The sequence below is a fragment of the Roseateles sp. PN1 genome (genome assembly GCF_038419725.1).
GTDB lineage: Bacteria > Pseudomonadota > Gammaproteobacteria > Burkholderiales > Burkholderiaceae_C > Paucibacter_A.
This window is the reverse complement of the sequence record NZ_JBCARA010000001.1, coordinates 320,807-344,008: the sequence shown is the minus strand read 5'-3', so window position 1 is coordinate 344,008 and position 23,202 is coordinate 320,807. Positions and strand designations below refer to the sequence as shown.

14 protein-coding genes are annotated in these 23,202 nt (G+C 65.0%); 3 read left to right on the top strand and 11 right to left on the bottom strand.

Going from position 1 to position 23,202, the window contains the following annotated elements:
• Nucleotides 1-60: 60 nt before the first annotated feature.
• The 3 genes from AABB87_RS01305 to AABB87_RS01295 form a co-directional block, all read right to left on the bottom strand.
• On the bottom strand, nt 61-357 hold the full coding sequence (locus tag AABB87_RS01305; protein ID WP_341969308.1) for a hypothetical protein: 297 nt from the start codon (nt 355-357) through the stop codon (nt 61-63).
• A 206-nt stretch (nt 358-563) separates the two neighbouring features.
• Nucleotides 564-2,546, bottom strand: coding sequence for a hypothetical protein (locus AABB87_RS01300; protein ID WP_341969307.1), 1,983 nt, complete (start codon nt 2,544-2,546; stop codon nt 564-566).
• 102 nt (nt 2,547-2,648) lie between these two features.
• Nucleotides 2,649-2,867 (bottom strand): hypothetical protein, encoded by a 219-nt coding sequence (locus tag AABB87_RS01295; RefSeq protein WP_341969306.1) that lies wholly within the window; start codon nt 2,865-2,867, stop codon nt 2,649-2,651.
• Nucleotides 2,868-3,166: 299 nt separating this feature from the next.
• Between AABB87_RS01295 and AABB87_RS01290 the strand changes: the two genes are divergently transcribed.
• Nucleotides 3,167-6,724, top strand: coding sequence for a hypothetical protein (locus AABB87_RS01290; RefSeq protein ID WP_341969305.1), 3,558 nt, complete (start codon nt 3,167-3,169; stop codon nt 6,722-6,724).
• Between the two features lie 19 nt (nt 6,725-6,743).
• On the opposite strand, the gene AABB87_RS01285 is transcribed toward AABB87_RS01290, so the two are convergent.
• From AABB87_RS01285 to AABB87_RS01275, 3 genes are all read right to left on the bottom strand, one after another.
• A complete protein-coding gene (locus AABB87_RS01285; protein ID WP_341969304.1) occupies nt 6,744-9,851 on the bottom strand; it encodes an ATP-binding protein in 3,108 nt (1,035 codons plus the stop codon).
• A gap of 166 nt (nt 9,852-10,017) precedes the next feature.
• Nucleotides 10,018-11,244 (bottom strand): hypothetical protein, encoded by a 1,227-nt coding sequence (locus AABB87_RS01280; RefSeq protein ID WP_341969302.1) that lies wholly within the window; start codon nt 11,242-11,244, stop codon nt 10,018-10,020.
• Between the two features lie 102 nt (nt 11,245-11,346).
• The gene (locus AABB87_RS01275) at nt 11,347-13,350 is read right to left on the bottom strand and encodes an ATP-binding protein (protein WP_341969301.1); all 2,004 of its coding nucleotides are present in this window, start codon (nt 13,348-13,350) and stop codon (nt 11,347-11,349) included.
• Between the two features lie 289 nt (nt 13,351-13,639).
• Here AABB87_RS01275 and uvrA point away from each other — a divergent pair, with 289 nt between their 5' ends.
• Nucleotides 13,640-16,579, top strand: a complete 2,940-nt coding sequence (uvrA, locus tag AABB87_RS01270) for an excinuclease ABC subunit UvrA (RefSeq protein WP_058721171.1) — start codon at nt 13,640-13,642, stop codon at nt 16,577-16,579.
• Nucleotides 16,580-16,654: 75 nt separating this feature from the next.
• Here the strand turns inward: uvrA and AABB87_RS01265 are convergent, their stop codons facing one another.
• Nucleotides 16,655-17,422, bottom strand: coding sequence for an MHFG family PEP-CTERM protein (locus AABB87_RS01265; protein WP_341969300.1), 768 nt, complete (start codon nt 17,420-17,422; stop codon nt 16,655-16,657).
• Between the two features lie 344 nt (nt 17,423-17,766).
• Here AABB87_RS01265 and AABB87_RS01260 point away from each other — a divergent pair, with 344 nt between their 5' ends.
• Complete coding sequence (locus AABB87_RS01260; protein ID WP_341969299.1) at nt 17,767-18,162, top strand: response regulator; 396 nt, start codon at nt 17,767-17,769, stop codon at nt 18,160-18,162.
• Nucleotides 18,163-18,288: 126 nt separating this feature from the next.
• Here the strand turns inward: AABB87_RS01260 and AABB87_RS01255 are convergent, their stop codons facing one another.
• The 4 genes from AABB87_RS01255 to AABB87_RS01240 all read right to left on the bottom strand — a co-directional run bounded on the left by AABB87_RS01255 (nt 18,289) and on the right by AABB87_RS01240 (nt 23,071).
• Nucleotides 18,289-18,720 carry an SWIB/MDM2 domain-containing protein gene (locus AABB87_RS01255; RefSeq protein ID WP_058722418.1) on the bottom strand — a complete coding sequence of 144 codons (432 nt, stop codon included), beginning with the start codon at nt 18,718-18,720 and terminating at the stop codon, nt 18,289-18,291.
• A gap of 216 nt (nt 18,721-18,936) precedes the next feature.
• Nucleotides 18,937-20,052: an alpha-hydroxy acid oxidase gene (locus AABB87_RS01250; protein ID WP_341969298.1), complete on the bottom strand. Its 1,116-nt coding sequence runs from the start codon at nt 20,050-20,052 to the stop codon at nt 18,937-18,939.
• A gap of 14 nt (nt 20,053-20,066) precedes the next feature.
• On the bottom strand, nt 20,067-20,750 hold the full coding sequence (locus AABB87_RS01245; RefSeq protein WP_341969297.1) for a Fe2+-dependent dioxygenase: 684 nt from the start codon (nt 20,748-20,750) through the stop codon (nt 20,067-20,069).
• Nucleotides 20,751-20,836: 86 nt separating this feature from the next.
• The gene (locus AABB87_RS01240; protein WP_341969295.1) at nt 20,837-23,071 is read right to left on the bottom strand and encodes a TonB-dependent receptor; all 2,235 of its coding nucleotides are present in this window, start codon (nt 23,069-23,071) and stop codon (nt 20,837-20,839) included.
• Between the last annotated feature and the right edge of the window lie 131 nt (nt 23,072-23,202).

Here is a 23,202-nt window from a genome sequence, read left to right as displayed (position 1 = left end):
GCATTACGACGAACGGTGTGCCAAGCGGCGCCAAACGACAGGCGCCGACGCAGGCGGGCTTCAGCATTGCACGGGGTTGTTGCAGACCTTGGCCTTGGCCACCAGCACGGTGGTGTCGGCAGCGGCAGGCGTGCGGCGGGCTTCGATGACCACGCGGGGCAGCTTCTCGACTGGCTGCTGCTGGGCCACGATGGCGGGGGCCACGGGGCGCTTGCCTTCGATGACCACACGCTCAAGCTTGACGACGCGCATGGACGCCTCAGGCTTTGCCTGCACGACCCAGGCGGTGGCGGCGCCGGCGATCAGGCCGACAGCGGTGAACACGGTAACGAAGAGATTCTTGGGGCTGGCAATCATGGCACTAACTCCTGCTGCTGCGAGTAGCAGATGCGCTACCCATGAATGCAGTTTCGGCTTTGAGCGCGGTGCTTTCCAGGCCCAGGCGATCAAGCGACAGGAGAGGCGATTGAGTTGCAGCAGAGCCGGATGAACGCACTTCCGGCTACTGGAAAACCCCTGGTCTCGGCAGCATCAAGCGCCTGCAACAAGGGCTTGCTCGCACTTCAGCGGGCGCGCAGCACGCGGGTCGTCTGCTCCTGCTCATTGAGGCGCTGCTGCGCCGTCAAAGGTTTGACCCGCGCCGCTGCCAACGCGGCCTGATCGAGATTGGCGCCCCAGGTCTGCCCGGCCCGCAAGGCCAGCGGTGCGGCCAGCCCGGCGCTGAAGTTGGCCGGCAACCAGGGCAGCAAATCGTTCAGCACCAGTTGCAAGCGCGGCCGGATGCTGGGCTCGCCGATGCGCCCGCGCTGGCCCCAGTTCAACACCAGATCGGCGCTGCTGCTGCCGGGCTGCAGCTGATTCGTCACAGCAAAGTCACGCAGCACGCCGTAGCGCAGCTGCATCATGCCCTCCTCCACCAGCATGGCGGCGTCCTCACGCGGCACGCTGGCGCCGCTGGGTACCGAATAGCTGTAATCGTCGTTGACCCGGTCCTGGCTGAAGAAGCGGGTGATGTCCTCGGGGCGGTAGGCGTCTTGCACCGGCGTGGGTGTGGCGCCGAAGGACAGCACCGAGGCCAGGCCCTGCATCTCTTGCGAGAAGAAGGGCAAGGTTTGCGCCAGCTGCTGCGAGGCGGTGTTGGCCGGGCTGGCCTGGTAGACCCGTTTGCTGCTGTCCAGGCTGGCATGCACGCGGGGCGGCAGGAAGTCATTGGCATGCGTCAGCTCGTGATACAGCAAGCGCCCCAGGTCATAAGGCAGCTCATTCAGGCTGCGGCTTTGGCGCGCGCTGATGGCATAGCTGGTGACGGCATGCTGGTTATTCAGCACATAACGCCAGGGCGTGGCGAAGGCCAGCGTGCTGCCGTTGGCGGAGCGTGGGTCAACGGCTTCGCTGATGCTGTCGCGCTGGGCGGGGGTGAGCCACAGATAGCTGGCGTCCAGATAAATGGCGCCAGTCGTGCTCCAGTAAAAAGCCGGCCGCACCTGGCCGCCGATCACCACGGCGGTGACGGCCGCCAGCATGCGGCGGAAGTCGCCGTTGACATCTTGCTCGCGCAAAAAGCGCTCGAACACCTCGGCCATCCAGTCGTTGGAGACGACGACGCGCTGCATCACCTGCTCCACCGTCGGCGCCGCCCCGCCGCTGGTCTGGCCGAGGCTGGGCAACTGGCCCAGGGTGCAGGTGTTGTTGGGATTGCTGCGGCTCAAGTAAGGGCTGAAGACACAGTCGCGCAAGGCCGCCGCATAAGGGCCTTGGGCCAGATAGGGGTAGGTGCGGCTGACCGGATTGCTGCTGGTGAACAAAGGGTCGGCCGGCAGACCCGGCACGGCTTGCACCAGCAGGCTGAACTGCCCCATGGCCGTACGGCCATCGGCCAGGGTGAGCCGCACGCTCAAGCTCAGGCTGCTGTCGCGCTGCACCGCTGGCGCTTTGATGATGACGCGCCAGCCATCGGCGCCGCTCAGCGTGGCACTGGCGTCGCCGCTCTGGCTCCAGGCCACTTGTGCGCCGGCCAATTCGGCCTCGCTGAAGCCGGGAGCCCAAGCGCGCAGCGAAGTCTGCCCGCCAGCCAGCACCGAGGGCTCACCGCGCACCACCAGGGCCGGAGTAGCAGCCGCCGCACTGCTGCTGTTGAACTGCACCGGCGCTTGAAAAGAGCGCCCTTTGGCATCGACATAGCGCAGCTCAAACTGATAAGCCCCCGCTGCCGTGGGCTCGACACTGAGCGCCTGCGAGCGGCTGGACATGGCATTCAGGGCAGGCCCGGCGGTTTGCGTCCACTGCAGGGCGCTGAGCGTGGCGCCCTCGCAGGCGAGCAGAGCCAACTCGGTGTTGCGGCCGGCCAGCGGTGCGGCCTCAAGTGCCAAGCGAGCCACCGAGCCAGCTTCACATTGGCTGCTGAGCGCGGGGACGGGCGGTGGCGTGGGTGTGGGCGTCTCATTGCCGGCAGCACCGCCACCACCACCACCGCAGGCCGCCAAAAAGAGCAAGAGCGCCAAGCTCCATGCTTGCGCGCCCATATTGAATGCTTTGTTCTTTTTCATCGCCTTGTCTCGGTCCGGTCCCGCCATGCGGGCGGCCATATTACAAGGCGGCAGGATCAGGCGCGCAGCGGCCTAGGGGCGGCCGCCGCACATCTCAGCAGATCAACTTTGAGGAGCCGACTGCAAGCTGCTGGCCTGAGCCGAGCGCGGTGCCAGCGTGCTGCGGGGTGACTCCACCACCACACGTTCCAGCTGCACCACACGGGGCGCGGCGGCCGGCGGCGGCTCAGACAAGGCGGCCAGGTTCAGCCCCAACAGCGCCGCGGCGGCGACTGCGATCAGAGCGGTCAACAAAGTGCGCAAAGCGAGTTGGGATTTCATGACGAGGGCCTTTCGGTGTTGCCTGCCAATTTTTGACAGTGAACACAGTGTCGGCAAAGGCGGGGCCGCGTACCAGCGCCGCGAGACGAAGGCGCAAATAGGCTGCGTGAACGGCGTGGGGCGGCGATGAATGGCAGCCATGAACAGGGCTTGGCACGGCGCAGGGCAGCGCGGGCCTGCCTCTTCTAGCCGAAGCGCTTGACACACTCAATCCCTATTATTTGCCACGACAAGAGCGGCCAAGCCGCCTATCGTGCGCACGGTCCGCCAGGCCCACATACAAGAAATCAGGGAGCACTATGAGCAAGCCAGCCTTCGAAACCCAGCTGCAAGGCATCACCGATCTGGTGCTGATCACGCCGATCAAGCCCGGCTTCGTCACCGCCTTCGAGACCATCACTTATGTGGACCGGCTGCGCCGGGTGCTGAAGTCGCTCAATGCCTTGCGCCTGGGGGCGCGCGAGTCCAGCGATGCGCCGGGCTTGTTCACCGATGTGGTGAGCCGCTTCCACATCGTCCACTCCTTCCGCTGGGCCATCATCGCCCCGCCGGCTGATGCCGCACCCGGCACGCCGCATAAGCTGCTGCTCAATGTTTGCTTCGACGGCGGCTGGGAGCCCTATATGCGGGTGATCTGGGACCAGCTCGGCAGCATGCTGGACCTGATTCTGTGCCACGCCGAGGGCTATCGCCTGGCCAAGGAAACCAGCTTCGAGCGCTACAAAGACTGGGTGCGCGAGCATGAGATCGCCAGCGATTTCCTCTACTTCGAATCCGGCCGCAGCAGCGCCGACCACGACTATCTGGCCGCCCTGGAGTGGCAGGAACGCGAGCACCCCGAGACCGATGCGGCGCTGGCCGCCACCCGCATACGCACGCCCGTGCCCGGCGAAACCGCGCCCTTGCCCGATGGCCTGCCCGCCCGCGCCGCCATGGCCGTGCGCGCCCTGCCGGCCCTGGCCACGCTGTACACGCTGGACCGCTACTTCATGCGCGATGACCCCAGCGTGGCGGACGGCCAATGCCTGATCCGCGCCGCCCGCGACATCTTGTTCGAGCTGGTGCAACTCGACACCGCCAAACTGTTCCCGCCGGGCAGCCCCCTGCGCGCCGCCTACTACCGCATGCTGGACTGGTTTGAAAAGCCCGCCCGCGTGGCCGAGATCAGCACCCGCCAGCTGGACTACCAGCCCAGCGACATCCAAGGCGGCATGCTGACGGCCTACCCCGACTTGAGCGGCGGCGCCATGGTCTTGCTGCGCGTGGTGCAAGCGCCGCAGGCAGTGGCCTGGCTGGCCGCCTTCCCGGCCAGCAACGAGGACGACACGGTGAAGGGCAACAAGCCGGCCGACGGCATCTACCGCAATGTGGCGCTGAGCCTGGCCGGCCTGCGCGCGCTGGGCGTCAGCAGCAGCCGGCTGGAGCGCATGCCCCAGCCCTTTGTGGAAGGCATGGAAGCGCGCGCCGGCGTGCTGGGTGATCTGCGCCACAACCACCCGCGCTACTGGAAACTGCCGCAGCGCAACTGGCCTGCCGCAAGCGCTAACGCCGAAAGTGGCCGGGTTGGTCTGAACGCGGTGCATGTGCTGATTCAGCTGCGCCATGGCGCCAAAGTCAGCGAGGCGGCGCGCCAAGCCGCCATCCAACAACTGGAGCAAGGCAGCGGCTTGCAAGTGCTGTCGGTGCAAGCCATGCGTCGCAATAGCGCGCCCGGCAAGCCCAAGCAGACGGTGGAGAGCTTTGGCTTTGTCGACGGCATCAGCCAGCCGGTGGTGGGCGAGCCCAGCGGCCCGACGCCAGCGCAGCCCTGGTCAGACGCGGTGCAGCGCGGCGAGCTGCTGCTGGGCTATCGCACCGACCGCGAACGCTACGCCGTGCCCGAGCAGGCCGACGCCTTGCTGGACAAAGGCACTTTCTTGGTGGTGCGCAAGCTGCGCCAGTTTCCCGGCCGCTTGCAGCAGACCCTGGACAGCCAAGTCACCGAACTGGGCCTGGACCGCAAGACCTTGCTGGCCAAGATGATGGGCCGCTGGCCCGACGGCGTGCCCCTGGCTGCGCCCGCCATCGGCGCCGGCAATAACTTCAATTACAGCCAGGACGCGCAAGGCAAGGCCTGCCCCTTCCACGCCCACATCCGCCGCGCCAACCCGCGCACCGACCCAACCCTGGCCACACCGGTGCCACGCATGCTGCGCCGCGGCATGTCCTACGGCCCGCCGCTGCAGCCGGGCCAGGCCCCGGCCGACATGGACAAGGACGAACGCGGCCTGATCTTCATGGCCTATAACGCCAGCTTGGCCGAGCAGTTCGAGACCGTGCAGCGCTGGATCTCCGGCGGCAATAGCAGCGGCGGCTATGCCGGCCAGTCCGACCCCTTTTTGGGCGTGGCCGTGCCCAAGACCGCTGCCGCTGAGCGCCTGCCCAGCACCACGCCGCGGGTGTTCCGCTTTGAGCATGAGGGCCGCGCACTGAGCCTCAATCTGGGCGAGCAACCGTTGGTGGAGCTGCAATGGGGCGCTTACTTCTTCGTGCCCGCCATCACCGCCCTGCGCCAGCTGCCCATGCTGGTGGAGCTGCCGGCCTTCCCCACGCCGATTGCCGTGCCGGCTCGCGCCCCCGATGTGGCCGACGCCAAAGCCTGGCAGGAATGGCTGGAAGACAGCAATAGCCGCGACGCCGCCTGGGCCTATGTGCGCAGCCAGCCGGGCGGCGTTTTGCGTACCGCCTACGGCGTGCTGGTGGGCGAGGCCGCGCGGGTCTGCGATGTGTTCCGCGACGTGGATTCGCGCTACTCGGTCAGCGGCTACGGCAGCCGCATGGCGCAATCGGTAGGGCGCGGCTACCTCGGCATGGACGAAGACAGCGGCCACCGCGAGCAGGCGCCCCTGATCAACGCCGCCATCGAGCGCATCGACGAAGCCAGTGCTTTCGGTGCCGCGCGTGCAAAGGCTAACGAGGTGATCAAGCAGACCTTGGGCGGCGCCCGCCAGCTGCAACTCAAAGAAGCCTTGCTGGACGTGGAGCAGCTGTCCGAACATGTGCTGGCCGCCCTGTGCCAGCAATGGTTCGGCCTGCCCGACCAGCGCCTGATGTGGGGCACCGAATGGCATGCCGCCAGCGACACACCCGCGCCGCGCTGCCCGCGCGACTTCATCGCCGTGTCTCGCTATGTGTTCGGCCCCCACCCCAGCCCGGTGGTGGAGAAGACAGCCAGCAAAAAGGGTCAGGCCTTGCAGGCCGCCGTGCGCCAATGGCTGGCCGCGCAAACGCCCGGCGCCAAGCTGCCGCCCTTGAGCCAGGCGATTGCCGAAGCCCTGGCGCCGCTGAGCCAGCAAGACCCCGACATCATCCCGCGAACCCTCACCGGCATCATGCTGGGCTTCCCGCCCACCGTGCATGGCAACACTCTGGCCTGCCTGGGCGCGTGGGTGATGAGCAAAAAGCTCTGGGATGTGCAGCAGGACTGGCCCGTCGCGCCCGCCACCACGCCGCCGGCCCAGCTTTACAGCCGCGCCGTATCGGCCCTGCGGCCCACCCTGCTGGCCACCATGGTGGGGCGGCCGGTGCCGAATATGGTTTGGCGCACAGCCCGCAAAGCCCATCAGTTAGGACTGGTGGAGGTGCAGCAGGGCGAAACGCTGATCGTGGGCATTGCCTCGGCCACGCAGCAAAACCCGCGCGAGCATTACACGATGTTTGGCGGCGACCGCCGCGACGCCGTCAAGCCCGCGCCGCTGCACGCCTGCCCCGGCTATGCCATGGCCATGGGCGTGATGATGGGCGTAGCCGCCGCCGTGCTGGAGGCCGGCACGCTGCGCTTCACCGGCTCGCCCACGGTGCTGGGCGTGCAGGTTTAAGCGAGCGCGCTGCGGGCCTTCAGGCCGCGGCGGCGCGCAGCCGCGTCACTTCGGCCAAATGCCAGTCCATGCCCATGCGGGCGAACAAGGGCTCGGCCTGATCGAGCTCAGGCCCGCCGCTGCGCCCCAGCGCGGGGGCCAGCTCGGCCGCGCACAGGAGCGTCACGGCGCGCTCATGGGCCGAGCCGCGCCGCTCGGCCACGCCGAAGGCGCGCGTCAAATAGTGATCCACGCGCGCGGCGGCTGCTGCGGCCTGGCTTGCATCAGTCGCCGCCACCGCATCAGCGGCCGCCAGCCGTGCGGCGACCCGGTAAGCCATGGCCACACCGATCAAATCATTGCGGCGGGCGCGGTTGAGCGCAACGGCGATGTGATGGCGGGCCGCCTCGACCTGCCCCTGCTCGGCCATGATTTCGGCCAACCAGCCGTGGTTGAAGGAATTGAACAAACCACCGCCGCGTGGCGCCAGCCAATGCGTGGCATTCAGCAAGACCTGGCTGGCAGCCACCGAGCGTGTGCTCTTCCAGGCCGCGTAGGCCTGCGCCGCATGGCCCATCGCACAGGTGAACAGGCTGCGCACCTGGGTGCCAATGCGGTGCGCTTCCGCCGCGCAGACCTGGGCTTCATCCCAACGCCCTTGCCACAGCAGCACAGCGGCGCGCCAACCCTGGATGGAGGCTTCCACCGCATGGTTGCTGCCGCGCACATCGGTCAGCGCTTCCTCAAAAACACTGTGGGCCTCCGAGAAATGGCCTTGGTCGCCCAGCACATAGGCCTGCACGGCCAAGGAGTAGGCAAGGCCCACATTGACCCGCCCGGGGCGATGACGCGGACGTTGGTACGCAATCGCCTGGCCCAGCAGCGCCAGGGCCGGCTCATACTGGCCCGCCGCCGCGCGGATCTGGCCCAGCACGCCGCGCAACTGGGCCACCAGGCCTTCGTCCGTGCCTTGCTGTGCAGCGGCTAGGCCCTGCTCACAATGCTGGGCACCCACATGCGCCTGGCCGAGCGCGTAGTGCACATAACCCAGCCAATACTCGGCGCGGGCGATCAGATCCTGCTTGCCGCTAATTTGCGCCAGCTTGGCCGCATGCTTCAAGACCCGCAGGTCGGCCGCCGAGGCGTCAAACACGCACGCCATGCCGAAGCGCTGGGCGATGGAGATCCAGCGCAGGGCAATCTCGTCGCTGGGCGGCAAATGCTCCAGCGCCTCCAGCACCGCGCGGTACTGCTGCTTGGCGCGGTCCAGGGCGGAACCGGCCAGCGCCTGGTCACCCGCTTGTTCGGCATGCTGGGCGGCGGCTTCCCACTGGCGGGCGGCGCGGCTGTGATAGGCCAGCAGCTCATGCACCGGCGCATGGCCCGGCTGGGCCATACGCTCGTGCAGCTCGGTCAGGATGCGGCGGTGCAGGGTTTGGCGGGCCTGCATGCCGATGGCCTCATAGACCACATCGCGGGCCATGCCGTGCTTGAAACGCAAATAGCCCGGACGCTGCGCCGGAAAAACAAAATCCTGCGCCGCGAGATTACGCACCGCCGGGTGCGACTCATCGCAGCCGGTCAAGCGCTGCAGCAGCCAGCTGGGAATCACATTGCCGATCACGGCGGTCACCCGCAGCAACTCGGCCTCATCGGCCGCCAAGCGCGCCATGCGCGACTCAACCAGGGCCGACAGCCAGGCACTGCCATTCCCCAAGGGGTTAGCCGCCATCGCACCCGCCGGCGACACCTGCGACACAAAGGCGCCGAAATTTCGCAAGGCATCTTCCGCGCCGCCCTCATGCGCCAGGGCATGGCACAGCTCTTCGATGAAGAGCGGGTTGCCGCCGGCATGACGCTGAATCTCGACGGCCCAGAACGGGTCCACCCGCGGCAGCAGCTGGGCCGTGGCGGCTTGCGCCTCTTGGGCACTGAAGGGCTGCAACTCATGCACCTGCACCGGGTCGTGCCAAGGCTCGGGAGCGCCGCTGAGCAAGTCGGGAACCGCGTTCAGCCCACATTGCGCCTGCGGCCGGCTGGCGGTCAGCAACATCAGCGGCAGCTGCGCTTGCGCGGCCGTGGCGCGCAAGCGGTGCAAGAGGGCAATGCTGGCATCGTCGGCCCAATGCAGGTCGTCGATGAAGATCAGCTGCGGCAGTTGCTGCGCCAGTTCCAGGAAGTAAGTCAGTATGGCCTCGGCGCGCGCCTTGACCGGTAACTGCATGATGTCGGCCGCTTTATGGCTGCCCAAGGCGCGTTGGCTGCGCAGCATCTGCAGATAGGGCTGCAAGGGCTCGGCGCTCAAATGGCTTTCGCAATAGCCGCGGTGGATCTGGCAATCCTCATCGGCAGAACGATACAAAAACTCTTCGGTCAGGCGAGTCTTGCCCAGGCCCGGCTCGGCCTGCACATTGATCCAGCGCGGCCGGCCGCGGCTGGCGGCGGCCAAGGCCTGCTCCAGCAGGTTCAGCTCGGCGCCACGCCCGACGAAGGGGCTGAGGCCGCGTAACTGGCTGGCCTCAAAGCGACGCTTGATGGCCGAGGTGCCGAAGATGCGGTAGACCGACAAAGGCGTCGCGCGCCCCTTGACCAGCAAGGGCCGGCGCTCATCGGTCTGGAAGTAATGGCATTGCAGGCCCAGGCTGGCTTCGCTGACCAGGATCTCATCGGGGCCGGCGGACTCACACAGGCGCGCCGCGATATTGGGCACATTGCCCAGCAGCTCGAACTTGCCACGCACCTCGTCGCCGGCTTCCATCAGCACCATGCCGGCATGAATGCCGGAATGCAGGGTCAGGACTTGCCTGTGCGGCCAGCAGGGCTGGCCCGAGGCCGGGCGCATTTCGCGCACCGCCGCGTGCAACTCCAGGGCTGCCATGGTGGCGTGGCGGCCGGCTTCCTCATCCGGCTGCGGGTGGCCAAAAATGGCCAGCATGCCGTCACCCTGGATGCGCACCACCGTGCCGCCGTGTTTGGCCACCAGGCCTTGGTAGAGGCCGCGCAACTCGGCCAACATCAAGGCATAGTCTTCGGCCTCCATGGCTCCCGCCAGCCGTGTCGATTCCGACAAATCAGCAAACAAGATGGTCAGGTTGCGCCTGTGACCGGATGCCCTCAGTGCCGGCGCTAAATCGGACTGCTCGCTCATGCCCCTGTTCTCATTTTTTCGGGCTGAGGAACACCGCCTTCGCCCAGCAAGCCAATGGCCTGTTGCGAAAGACGGTCTTGCGCCAACCCTTTTTTTGATTACTCGCGGCTCTTCGGCCAACGTTCTGGGCCGTATCGTACCGCTTGGGGATGGAAAAAAGGAATTACTACCTTTCTAGGGGAGTGCCGAAGTCCGCCAGATCCTCTTCACGCAAGCCCAGGTAGATGGATTCACCCTGGCGGCGGTGGATATTGATCTTGGCGTTGTAGACCCGGTGCTCCAGGCCATGCTTGTCGCGGATGGCGAATTCGCTGATGTCGAACTGACTCTCTTCATCGCGCCGCCCGGTCAGGTAGCAGGCGATTTCATCGATTTCCGAGCCACCCAAGGCCAGGCCGTCGAGTTGCTTGAGCGGAGAGCGGGCACGCTCCACAAAGTCTTTGCTGTCGATGCGCTGGCTATTGCCGCCCTGGCTGTCGTGCATCAGGGTGCTGAATTTGCCCACCAAGATCTGGCCAGGCAAGGCGCGGTCCAACATGCGCGCCAGCTCGATCGTGACCTGGCCCACCAAATAGCTGAAGGAGGTCGGGTTCAGGCCTTCGGACTGATAGAACTCATAGTGCGAACCGACATGGAAAGCGGCGCGCAGGCGCGGCACCGACTCCGGCCGCAAGGCCCGCTCACGCGCCAGGGCGTTATCGGCCAGGATGAATTGCAGCAGCTGGTAGAGCTCCACATTGGCTTCGATGCCGCGCATGCGGTTCCAGATGTAGAAGCCGTCGCCGGTGGTGGTGCGGGCGAAATTGATATTGATCTCGCGATCCAGCAGCTTGGCGTAAGCCGCATTGACCGAGCAAGACAAGCTGCCCAGCTGCACCACTTGCTGCAGCGGCTTGAGCAGGGAGAAGCCCACCGTGTCGAGCAAAATCACGGCGCGATCTTCCACCAGCCGGATGCTGTAGCGCGCCACGATGGCTGCCACCAACTCCAGACCCAGGCCCAGCTTGGGCTCAAAGGGCAGATCCACATGCTGGGGCGCGATACCGAATTCGGCCGCCAGGGCGTCTAACTGGGCGTCGGGCAGCTGGCCGGGTTGGGCCAGCACCTCGTCGAGCAAGCGGCTGCGGCGCTCGCCCTCAGCCTCATCATTGGCGGCTTGCGCCGCCTGTACGAACTCGGTCAACATCGGGTGCGGGGCCAGCAGCAGGCGCAAACCCTTCGCGCTGGGCGCCCAGCCGTAAACCAGGTTCTGGCCCAGGTCCCACAATTCGTAGAGGCGTTGGTCGAGCAGCATGATGTGCTCGCGCACCTCGGCCTCGCTCAATTGCGCTGGCCAGTCGTAGGCCATGAAGCCGTCCAGCCATGACTTGCGGCGGCGTAACACTTCGTTCAATCCCAACACTCCTTGGCGACTCTCAATGCCGCGCATTGTCGGTCAGCCGGGGCGGCTTGGGCTGCTTGGCCTGGATTCTCGGGAGTGGCCGGGCGTCGGCACTCACCAGCTGCGCGGCGCGCTGCCACCGGCCAATAACTGCGTAATGCTGGGGATCAGCTCATCGAGCAAATGCTCTTTCTTGATCAGCCGCGCCAGCCCCATCGCCTGCACCTGCTGCTGCAGATGCTCACTGACATAGCCGGTAGATAGAAACAGCGGCAGCTGCGGGTGGCTGCTCTGCATCGCCTTAGCGAGGCCCAGGCCATCACGCCCGGGCATGTTGTAGTCGCTCACCACGACGGCGATGTCCTGGCCATGTTCCGCCAGGCTGGCCAGCGCCTCGTCCACCGAGGCGCACAAAAGCACCCGGTAGCCGGCCCGCAGCAGCAGGCCTTCGACGGTCAGGCGCATCACCTCGTCGTCATCCACGTACAAAACCTGCGGGCGCACGGCAATTTGAGCCGGCACCGCCGCAGGGCCATGAGCTTGGGTCCCGGGCGATGGCGCCTGCACCGCCGCGCCGGTGTAACTGGGCAGATAGACGCTGAAGCAGCTGCCCACGCCGAGCTGGCTCTCCAGCGCCACGGCGCCGCGATGGCTGCGCACGATGCCATGCACCACCGACAAACCCAAGCCCGTGCCCTGCTCCACCGGCTTGGTGGTAAAAAAGGGCTCGAAGATGCGCGCGCGGGTCTCCTCACTCATGCCGCTGCCGTCATCACGCACGAAAAGATGGGCATAGTCGCCGGCCGGCAAATCCAGCTCGGGACGGTCCTCGGGCAAGTGGCAGGCGCGCAGGCCGACTTCAATCTTGCCGCCCTGGACCGGCAGCGCCTGCCAGGCATTGGTGCAGAGGTTGAACAAAACCTGCTGCAGCTCGCTGGCATCGGCCTCGACTCGCAAGGACTCGTCCGCCTCGATGATGCGCAGGCTCACCCGTGGCGGCAGGCTGGCTTGCAGCAGCGCCAGGTTGTCCTTGACCTGCTCGGCCAGAGGAATAACTTCCAGGCTGTGCGGCGCGTGGCGGCTGAAGGCCAACATCTTCTGCACCATGCTGCGGGCGCGCTCACCGCCGCGGCTGATCAGGCGCAGCGGCTGGCGTGCCGGGTGATCCTCGGCCAGCAAGGCGCTGGCCAGGCTGACATTGGCCAGAATGGCGCCCAGCACATTGTTGAAGTCGTGCGCAATGCCGCCGGCCATGGTGCCCAAGGCCTCCAGCTTTTGAGCTTCACGCAGGCGCAATTCCAGCTGATGGCGCACCGCCTCAGCCTGCACCCGCTCACTCAAATCCACATCCACGCAGTACAGCAAGGCTTCGCCGCTGCCGCTGCGCTGCATGGAATGGCTGGAAAACACCGGCACCGGCGAGCCGTTCTTGTGGCGCAAAACCAGCTCCTCGGCCGGCACCGACACCACGCCGGACTGCAACCATTGCTGCGTGCCGGCGATCACCAGCTCACGCATCTCGGGCGGGATGATCAAATCCTCCAGCTTTTTCCCGATCGCCTCCTCGGCGCTGAAGCCATAAAGCCGCTCACTGGCCTTGTTCCAGAAAATCACCCGGCGCTGGCTGTCATAACCTTGCACCGAAACGCGCTCCACCCCTTCAATCAGGGCGCGAAAGCGCATCTCGCTTTCTTGCAGCGAGGCCTCAGCCAGCTTGGCCGCACTGATATCGCGAAACACGCCTTGGGTGGCGGTGACACGCCCTTGCTCATCCAGCACCGGCTCGGCCTGCACGCGAACCCACAAAGGCACGGTAGCCCGCTGTTTTAATCGCAGGTCCAGGGCATAGGCCAGGCCCTGAAACTCGCAGCGCGCCTGGGCGGCGATGACGCTATCCCGGTCAGCGTCCTGCAAAAGCGCCCAGCAGTCAGCAAGGGTGTGCAGGCTGTCCGGTGGCGCGCGCAGGATTTGATAGCTCGTGCCGCAGGCATGAAGCACCCCCGCAACGCCACAGTCCTGACGCCAGGCGCCCAACTCGGAGAATGTGGCCGCGATTTGCAGCAGGCGCGGATCAGGCACATGGCCGAGGTCCATCCCTGCACCCTTCACAACGCCCATAAATGGCTCTCCTCATTTGATTGGCTGAAGGCACCCCGACCGGGAATGCGCACGCCAGCACCCGCATGATGGTCTGCAACGCCGTCATCGGCGCTCTTGCGAACGACTTTAATCCCGCCTCGGCCCGATCCTAGGCTTGAATTGACACGGCAAGATAGCCCCGCCGGGCAGATGAGCGCCGATATGCCCTCTTTTCCAGTACTTGCGGTGCTGCAAACAGACATTCAGAAGGCAAGCGGCCTATGATGCTCAGTTGTTTTTCCTTGGCCTGCAGTAGCTCCCCACCATCATGTCCGACATCGAAACCCGCCCGGCCTCTCCTCTTGCGGATGTGCCGATGATCCGCGTGCGGGGTGCGCGAACCCACAATCTGAAGAACATTGATGTCGACCTGCCGCGCAACAAGCTGGTCGTCATCACCGGGCTGAGCGGCTCGGGCAAGTCCAGTCTTGCCTTTGACACCTTGTATGCCGAGGGCCAGCGCCGTTATGTCGAAAGCCTGTCGGCCTATGCCCGGCAGTTTCTGCAGCTGATGGACAAGCCCGATGTGGATGTGATTGAGGGCCTCTCGCCCGCCATCTCCATCGAACAAAAAGCCACCAGCCACAACCCGCGCTCCACCGTCGGCACGGTGACCGAAATCCACGATTACCTGCGCCTGCTCTACGCCCGCGCCGGCACACCGTTCTGCCCCGACCACCACCTGCCGCTGGAGGCCCAAAGCATCGCCCAGATGGTGGACGCCGTGCTGGCCATGCCCGAAGGCGCCAAGCTGATGTTGCTGGCACCCGTGGTGCGCGACCGCAAGGGCGAGTTCATCGACCTGTTTGAACAGTTGCAGGCCCAGGGCTATGTGCGCTTCCGGGTTGACGGCGTGACGGTGGATGCGCCCGACTTCCCCGCGCTCAAAAAAGCCGAGAAGCATGACATCGACGTGGTGGTGGACCGCGTCAAGATTCGCACGGCCGGGCCCGAGGGTGATGCCAGCGCCCATGATCTGCGCCAACGCCTGGCCGAAAGCTTTGAGGCCGCGCTGCGCTTAGCCGAAGGCCGCGCCCTGGTCCTGAATATGGACACCGGCGTGGAGCAAATCTTCTCCAGCAAGTTTGCCTGCCCGATCTGCAGCTATTCGCTGTCGGAGTTGGAGCCGCGCCTGTTCTCCTTCAATTCACCGGTGGGCGCCTGCCCGTCCTGTGAAGGCCTAGGCCAGATGACGCTGTTCGACCCCGAGCGCGTGGTGGCTTTCCCCTCCCTCAGCCTGGGCAGCGGCGCGGTCAAGGGCTGGGACCGGCGCAATGCCTACACCTTCTCGATGCTGGAGGCGGTGGCCGCGCATTACCAGTTCGACATCGAACTGCCCTTCGAGCAGCTGCCCGAACAAGCCCGCCACGCCTTGCTGCACGGCTCGGGCAGCGAAGAGATCGCCTTTGTCTACCAGGCCGAATCCAGCGGCGCGACCCGCAAGCGCGCGGTCAAACGCAGCCACCCGTTTGAAGGCATCTTGCCCAATCTGCAGCGCCGTTTCAAAGAAACCGATTCCAGCGCCGTGCGCGAGGACTTGGCGCGTTATATGGCCGCCAAACCCTGCCCGCATTGCGAAGGCTCGCGCCTGCGCCGCGAAGCCCGCAATGTGGTGCTGCAAGCGGTGGACGCCCCCGAAGGCAGCAAAGGCCGGCCCATTTACGAGGTGGAGCATTCCACCTTGCGCGATTGCCTGCACTACTTCGAAGGCCTCAAGCTCAAGGGCTCCAAGGCCGAGATCGGCGACAAGGTGGTGCGCGAAATCACCTCGCGCCTGCGCTTCCTCAACGATGTGGGGCTGAACTATCTGAGCCTGGACCGCAGCGCCGACACGCTCTCGGGCGGCGAAGCCCAGCGCATCCGCCTGGCCTCGCAGATCGGCTCGGGCCTGACCGGCGTGATGTATGTGCTGGACGAACCGTCCATCGGCCTGCATCAACGCGATAACGATCGCCTGATCGCCACCCTGCGCCGCCTGCGCGACCTCGGCAACACCGTGATCGTGGTGGAGCATGACGAAGACGCCATCCGCGCCGCCGACTATGTGCTGGACCTGGGGCCAGGCGCCGGTGTGCACGGCGGCCACATCATTGCGCAGGGCACGCCCGACGAGGTGGCGAACAACCCGGCCTCGCTGACCGGGCGCTATCTGTCTGGCACGGCCTGCATCGAGGTACCCAAGGAGCGCCACAAGCTCGCTGACATGAAGGAGCCGCATTCGCTCAAGATCGTCAATGCGCGCGGCAATAATTTGAAGGGCGTGACGGTGGAGATTCCCGTCGGCCTGCTGACCTGCGTGACCGGCGTGTCCGGCTCGGGCAAGAGCACCTTGGTCAACGACACGCTCTACACCGCCGTGGCCAAGAAGCTCTACCAAAGCCACGCCGACCCGGCGCCGCATGACGAGATCGAAGGCCTGGACGCCTTCGACAAGGTCATCAATGTGGACCAGTCGCCCATTGGTCGCACGCCGCGCTCCAACCCCGCCACCTACACCGGCCTGTTCACCCCCATCCGCGAATTGTTCGCCGAGATGAATACCGCGCGCGAACGCGGTTATGGCCCCGGCCGCTTCAGCTTCAACGTGGCCGGCGGCCGCTGCGAGGCCTGCCAGGGCGACGGCGTGCTGAAGGTGGAGATGCACTTCCTGCCCGATGTCTACGTGCCTTGCGACACCTGCCACGGCGCGCGCTACAACCGCGAGACGCTGGAGGTGCTCTACAAGGGCAAGAACATCACCCAGGTGCTGGGCATGACCATTGAGGACGCCCACCAGTTCTTCAATGCCGTGCCGACGCTAGCGCGCAAGCTGCAGACCTTGCTGGATGTGGGCCTGGGTTATGTGAAGCTGGGGCAGAGCGCCACTACGCTGTCGGGCGGCGAGGCGCAGCGCGTCAAGCTGGCGCTTGAGCTGAGCAAGCGCGACACCGGCCGCACGCTCTACATCCTGGACGAGCCCACCACCGGCCTGCACTTCGCCGACATCGCCCTGCTGCTCAAGGTGCTGCATCAGCTGCGCGATGCGGGCAACACCATCGTCGTCATCGAACACAACCTCGACGTCATCAAGACGGCCGATTGGTTGATCGATATGGGCCCCGAGGGCGGCTCGGGCGGGGGTCAGCTCTTGCTGGCCGGCACGCCAGAACAGCTGGCGGCCTGCGAGGCCAGCCACACCGGGCGCTACTTGAAGCAATTGCTGCGCTGAATGACAAACGGGGCCGCAAGGCCCCGTTTTCAGTTCGGCAGGATCACGGCGAACGCTGGCCCGCCGGATCTGAGATCAGTGCTGGCGGCGGCGGGCGATGAAGCCCAGTGCGGCCAAGCCAGCCAAGAGCAGAGCCCAAGTGCCCGGCTCAGGCACGACCGGCGGCGGTGCTGGCGGCAAGGAAGGCACGCCGGGAGGCGCGATCGGATTCGCACCACCACCCGGGCCGAAGGCCAGCGGCGTCGTTGCTGGTGCAGCGGAAGTAAAGGTCGACCCTGGCACCAGAGGCGCGACATCCGAACCGCCACCCGCACCGGCTGCGAAGGAGCCCGGCGCTGCCAAAGGACCGGCCGATGTTGGTTCCAGTTCCAGCGGTGCTTGCGAGTCGCCGGTCGCCGAGTTGGCGCCACCGGGCGCTGCGGCCTTGGTCGGCATGCGATCAATACGGCTGACGTTGCGGCACACGGTGGGCACCAAGATGCACTGGCCGTCTTCGCAGTAAACCAGGCCGCGCTCTTCGAGCTTGGCCGACCACTTGGCGCGGCTGACCGTCTTGCAAACATTGTTGGCACCGAAGTGCATGTCTCGAATTTCGCTGCCGTACTGGGCATTGCCCTTGATGCCGTCGCGCTGAATGCTGACCAACTCGTCGTAGTCGCGCTTCTTCATGCGCTCCTTCAACTTGGCTCGGGTCGGCGCAGGAATATCGGTGTAGCGGTCGACTGCGGCCACCACATCACCCATGAAGGGGTTCACGCCCGGCTTGTCCCACGAACAATGCGGCAGCACGGCGCCAGACGCCGCGCCGGAGGCCGCAAGTGCGAGAGTAGCGAGCAAAGACATGATGATTCCTGGTTATCTCAATCGGCAAAAATGCTGAAATTGATCGGCAAAACTACTGCCATTTGGTGTTCGATAGTGGCAAAAAACGCCGCCGAAGCGCCGCCATCGGCCATATCGCTAGTGTAAAGAATGCACCCTGTCGATTTACGTCCAGATACAACAGGTGAATGCCCGGGAGGTGCGCAATTTCACGCTCTTGAGTTTTTAATCGCACAAATGTGACGAAATTCACATTTTGATGAATCGCAAATTTCTAGGTTTTGCAGCTTAAACAGCGTTGGCGCCAGCAATTTCACTGCTACGCTCTGCGCCGTCCCGTCCAACCGCCCATCGCACACTCAGCCATGCAGCAGGATTCAGCCGCCCAAGTGCTCTACGTCGAAGACGACCGCATCAACATCGTCTTGATGGAAGAAGTGTTTCGACGCCTGCCCGGCTGGGAATTGATCTGCGCCGAGACCGGCGCAGAGGCCATGGCCTTGCTGCACGAGGGCTTGCGCCCGGACTTGCTGCTGATCGATATGAACCTGCCCGACACCAATGGCATGGACTTGTTTGCCCGCTTGCAGGCCGATCCATGCTTGGCGGGCTTGCGCTGCGCCGCGCTGTCGGCCGACGACGACCGGCGCCAAGTCGACGCCGCGCTGGCGGCCGGTTTTGGCAATTACTGGATCAAGCCAATTGCCGTGCCGCGCTTCGCGGCGCAACTGCAAGCCAGCCTGGCTTTACAGACAGCCTAGGTTCGGCTGAGTCGCTGGCGCCAGCCACCCGACATTCAAACTCAACAGACAAAGAAAAAGGCCCGGTCAACCCGGGCCTTCTTGCAAGCCGCCGCTGAGCATGAAGCCCGGCGGCGCCATGACGCATTACTTCAGGTGGCTGTTGATCAGCTTGGTCATCTCGAACATATCGGCCTTGGCCTTGCCGAAGATTTCCTTCAGGGCGGCGTCGGCAACGATGATGCGCTTTTGCACTTCGTCCTGCAGCTTGTGCTTCTTGATGTACTCCCACACCTTCTTGGTCACATCGGTGCGTGGCAGCGGAGCTGCGCCGACGATGGCGGCCAAAGCGGCGCTGGGGGTCAAGGCCTTCATGAAGGCAGCGTTGGGGGTGCGCTTCTTCGCAGGAGCAGCAGCCTTCTTCGCAGCAGGAGCCTTCTTAGCAGCGGGAGCAGCCTTCTTAGCGGGGGCTGCTTTCTTTGCCGGTGCAGCAGCCTTCACGGCCACTTTTTTAGCCGCAGGGGCCTTGGTTGCCGCTGCCGCCTTCTTTGCGGGCGCGGCCTTCTTCGCAGTTGCCATTTCAATTCTCTCCATCAAAGTGTTGTTGATGTGCCGGGTCCGGGTGAAGACCGCATAAGCCTTCAATTCTCTCTAGCACCTAGCGAGGGCAATGGTACTGCGCGCCTCCTGCATTGAGAAGGCTTTCATAGGAGAGCGCGGCTCAATCGCACACGGAAATGACCCTTGTTTACCCTGGGTGTCGCGCACCCGCATCACTCAATGGCTGCCCGCAGGCTATTTCCGCGCTGACCACAGCAAATGTGGGCCGGCCTCGGCCAAGGTTTTGCAGCCGCTCAAGGCCATCGCAATCTCGAGTTCATCGCGCAAAAGTCGCAGCGCATGGGCCACGCCATGCGCGCCCGCTGCCGCCAAAGCATGCACATAGGGCCGCCCCAGCAAGACCGCGTTAGCACCGAGGGCCATGGCCTTCAGCACATCGGTGCCGCGGCGGATGCCGCCATCGACCAAGACACAGAACTCAGCGCCGACGCCATCACGCAGGCGCGGCAGCAAGTCGGCGCTGGCGGGCACGGTGTCCAGGGTGCGGCCGCCGTGGTTGGACACGATCACACCACTTGCGCCGCGCTTGCGAGCCTCAAGCGCATCGTCGGCATGCGTCACGCCTTTGAGCAGCAGCGGCAGGCGGCTGTTGGCGCGCAGCCAGTCGACCTCGGCCCAGGTGGCGGCACGCGGCATCAGGCCGTCAAACAAGGCGCTCTGCCCGGGCTGCAAGTCCAGCGGCTTTTTGAGGCCACCCAAATTGACGGCGCGCACATCCGCGGGCAATTTGAAGCCGGCCCGGCGCTCGCGGTCGCGGGCGCCATGCACCGGCGCATCCACCGTCAGCACCAAAGCGGTAAAGCCGGCTCGCTCAACCCGCTGCAAGAGTTCCAGCATGAAGCCGCGGTCATCGCGCCAATACAGCTGAAACCACAGCGGCCCGCCTTGCGGCTCGGTCGCGAAAGCCTGCGCCACCGCCTCCATCGCCACCGAGGCCTGCGCGCTCAGCACCATGCCCGCGCCTTGCGCCGCGGCCGCATAGGCCGAGGCCAGCTCGCCATCGGCATGGGCCAGGCGTTGATAAGCAATCGGCGCCAGCAAAACAGGATGGGCCAGTTCGGTGCCCAGCAAGTTCACGCGGGAATGGCCACCGCTCAAATCGCGCAGCACGCGTGGCTGCAACTGGATGGCATCCCAGGCGCTGCGATTGGCGCGCAAGGTGATCTCGTCGGCCGCACCGCCATTCAGATAGGCCCAGGCCTCGGCGTTCATCGCCGCTTGCGCATGGGCTTCGAAATCCGCCAGATTGGCGACGCCGGGCGGAATGGGTTGCAGCGCGCTCAAGCTCATGGGCGCCTCGCCACTCATGTGTCCGCCCACATGCGCAAGAGGTTGTGATAGGTGCCGGTCAGGGCGACCGCCGCCTCACACTCGCCCTGCTCGGCGCGCAAGCGCATCAAGGCTTGGTCCATCTCGAACAGCAAGCGGCGCTGCTCATCGCTGCGCACCATGCTTTCGATCCAGAAGAAGCTGGCCAGGCGCGCGCCGCGCGTGACCGGCTCGACCCGGTGCACGCTGGTGCCGGGATACAAAACCATATCGCCCGCCGCCAGCTTGACGCGCTGCTCGCCGTAAGTGTCGGCAATCACCAGCTCACCGCCCTCGTAGTCGGCCGGCTCGGCCAGGAACAAGGTGCAAGAGAGATCGGTACGCACCCGCTGACCGCTGCCCGGCGTGTAGCGAATCGCCTGATCGACATGATTGCCGTAGGTATTCGCCGCGCCGCTGTAGCGGTTGAACATGGGCGGCAGCACCCGCTTGGGCAGGGCTGCCGAGAAGAAGGTGGTGTTGCGCTCCAGCGCGCCCAGCACCAGCCCTTGCAGCTGGCGAGAGAGCTCAGCCAGCGGCGCGAGCTGCTCGTTGTTCTTGACCTGTGAGGCCTGCGGGCCGGCCGTCAAGCGGCCATCCTGCCACTCGGCGTCAGCCAAAGCTGCCTGCACTTGCGCCAGGGCTTGCGGGCTCAGCACTTGGGGGATTCGAATCAACATGGCGTGGGCTAGTCTTTTTTACATCAGCAAGTTCAAGGCCGCAGCTTAGACGCCGCGGCCTTGAACCCCTTAACGCAGCAGGTTCATCAGAACTTGTGCGCCATGGTCACCTGGAAGGTGCGCGGCTTGCCCGGCACATAGTGACCGCGGTAGAGCACGTCGGCATACAGCTCGTCGGTGATATTGGTGGCGTTGAACTTGAAGGACAGATTGCCCTGGGTGTACTCGGCCATCAAGTCTGCCGTCACAAAGCGCGGCGCAACAATGGTCGGCGCGAGTTGCGGGCTGTCGCTGCTGCGGGCATTCAAACCACCACCAATGCGCCAAGCATCATTCAGCTTGTAAGTCGTCCAAATCGTGCCGCTGTGGCGAGGTGTCAGGCCAGGGCGCGAACCCACGGCCTCGCCTTGCAGGCTGGTCCCGTTAACGGCCGAGCCCTTGTCCACCTTGGCGTCGGGGATGTAGGCGTAGGAGCCGTAGACCTCCCATTGCGGCGTGATGCGGCCGGAGATATCCAGTTCCAGACCCGCCGCATGACGTGCGCCAGACAAGACATAGTTGGTTGCATTAACCGTCAGTTCGTCACGGTTGCGCTCGTTGTACTTGTCTGTATAGAACAAGGCCACGCGCGTGCTCATGCGGCCGTCAAAGAAGTCCAGCTTGGCGCCCAACTCGGTATTGCGGCTGCCTTCGGGCGGGGTATTGCTGCCCAGCGCATCGAAACGATAAGTGTCACCCGAGGTGTTGAAGGAGGTGCTGTACGACAGGTGATAAGACTGCGTGGCGCTGGGCTGATACAGCACGCCGGCGCGCTTGCTCCACAGCGAATCAACACGGGCGCGAGTTGCTTGCGCCTGCGTGATCGTTCCTGCCGCGTTGCGCAACTCGGGCTGACCGTAAGTGCCGTCGAAGCGGTCCCAACGCAAGCCGCCCAGCAGCTTCCAATGCGGGTTCAGTTGCAGCAGGTCTTGGGCGTAGACGCCGACCGCCTTGGCGTCGAAATCGCTGGTCAGGCGGGTGATGCGGCGCGACTCGTCCACCGCAGCGCCATCGTTGGGCGTGCCGATGGTGGTGCTGGGCTTGAGCATGACCGGGCTCAGGGGCGAAATGCCGTAGTTGTTGAAAGTCTCATGCGCCAGATCCACGCCGGCCTGAACGTTGTGCGTGAAGCCGAACCACTGGTGCTTGCCGCTGTAGTCGCTCTGCAGATAAGCCGTGTTCATGTCCATGATCTTGGCATGCACGCCGCCGCCGGAACGCGTCAGCACGGTCTTGTCATTCAGCGTATCGGCCGTCACCGCGGTGGTGAAGCGAATGGCGCTGGCGCGTTGGTCGCGGTCATAGCTCGCCAAGCGCAGGGTGGTCTTGATTTCATTGCTGCTGCTGAAGCGATGCGTGTGGCTCAAGGTGCCTTGGGTGACGGAGCCGGCGTTGTAGTCGCTGGCGGCCCCGTAATAGTTGCGCGCATCGATGGGCAACATCACCCGGGTCGAGTCGGTCTTGGACTTGGCAATCCAGGGCAGGCCGTAATTGATGCCGTTGTTATTGTCGAGGTAGTAGGCGCTGATCAGCACCTCATCCACATTGCCAATACCAAAGCGGTAGGCTGCCGCCACACCCTTTTTGTCAATCTTGTTACCGAAGTTCTTGGCGTCGGTCACCATGGCATTGACGCGCAGGGCCGACTCTTCACCCGTGCGCAGATTGGCGTCGGCCGTCAGGCGCAGATAGTCGCCCGAGCCCAAGGTGGCAGCCACCTCGCCCTGAGTCATCAGCAGAGGCTGCTTGCTGACCTGGTTGACGGCGCCGCCCGTGGAGCCACGACCGAACAACATGGAAGCCGAACCACGCAGCACTTCCAGACGGTCGTAGTTGAAGGTGTCGCGCTCGTAGAAAGCAGGGTCGCGCATGCCGTCAGAGAAGATGTCACCCGTGGCTTGCAGGGAGAAGCCGCGCAGGCGGATGTCTTCTTCACCGCCCTCGGCGGCCATGAAGCTGATGCCGGCGGTGTTCTTCAGCGCCTCCTTCATGGTGTCCAAATTGCGGTCATCCATCAGCTTCTCGGTCACCACGGTGACGGACTGGGGGATGTCGCGCAACTCTTGCTTGCCCTTGCCGATGCGGGTGTCCACCGCTTGATAGGACTCTTTGCCCGAGCGCTCGGCGCTGGCTTTGCCGCGCACGATGGGCAGCGAGCTTTCGACCGGCTCAGTGGCGGGCGCGGCCTGCGCCAAAGCGGCAGTGGCCAGGCCAAAACCGGCGGCCAAAGCGCCCAAGGGCAGCAAGGCGGAAGTAGCTAGGCGGCGATTGCGGGGTTGCATATTCTTGGTACTCCAGGAGAAGAGTGCAGGCATGGCGATGCCTGAAGCCACCCGTTCAAGAGGGCGGACTTGGGTTCGAAGACAGGGCTGGCTGAAGGCTGGCGAAGATGAAAGGAAGACGGCGGCAGCGC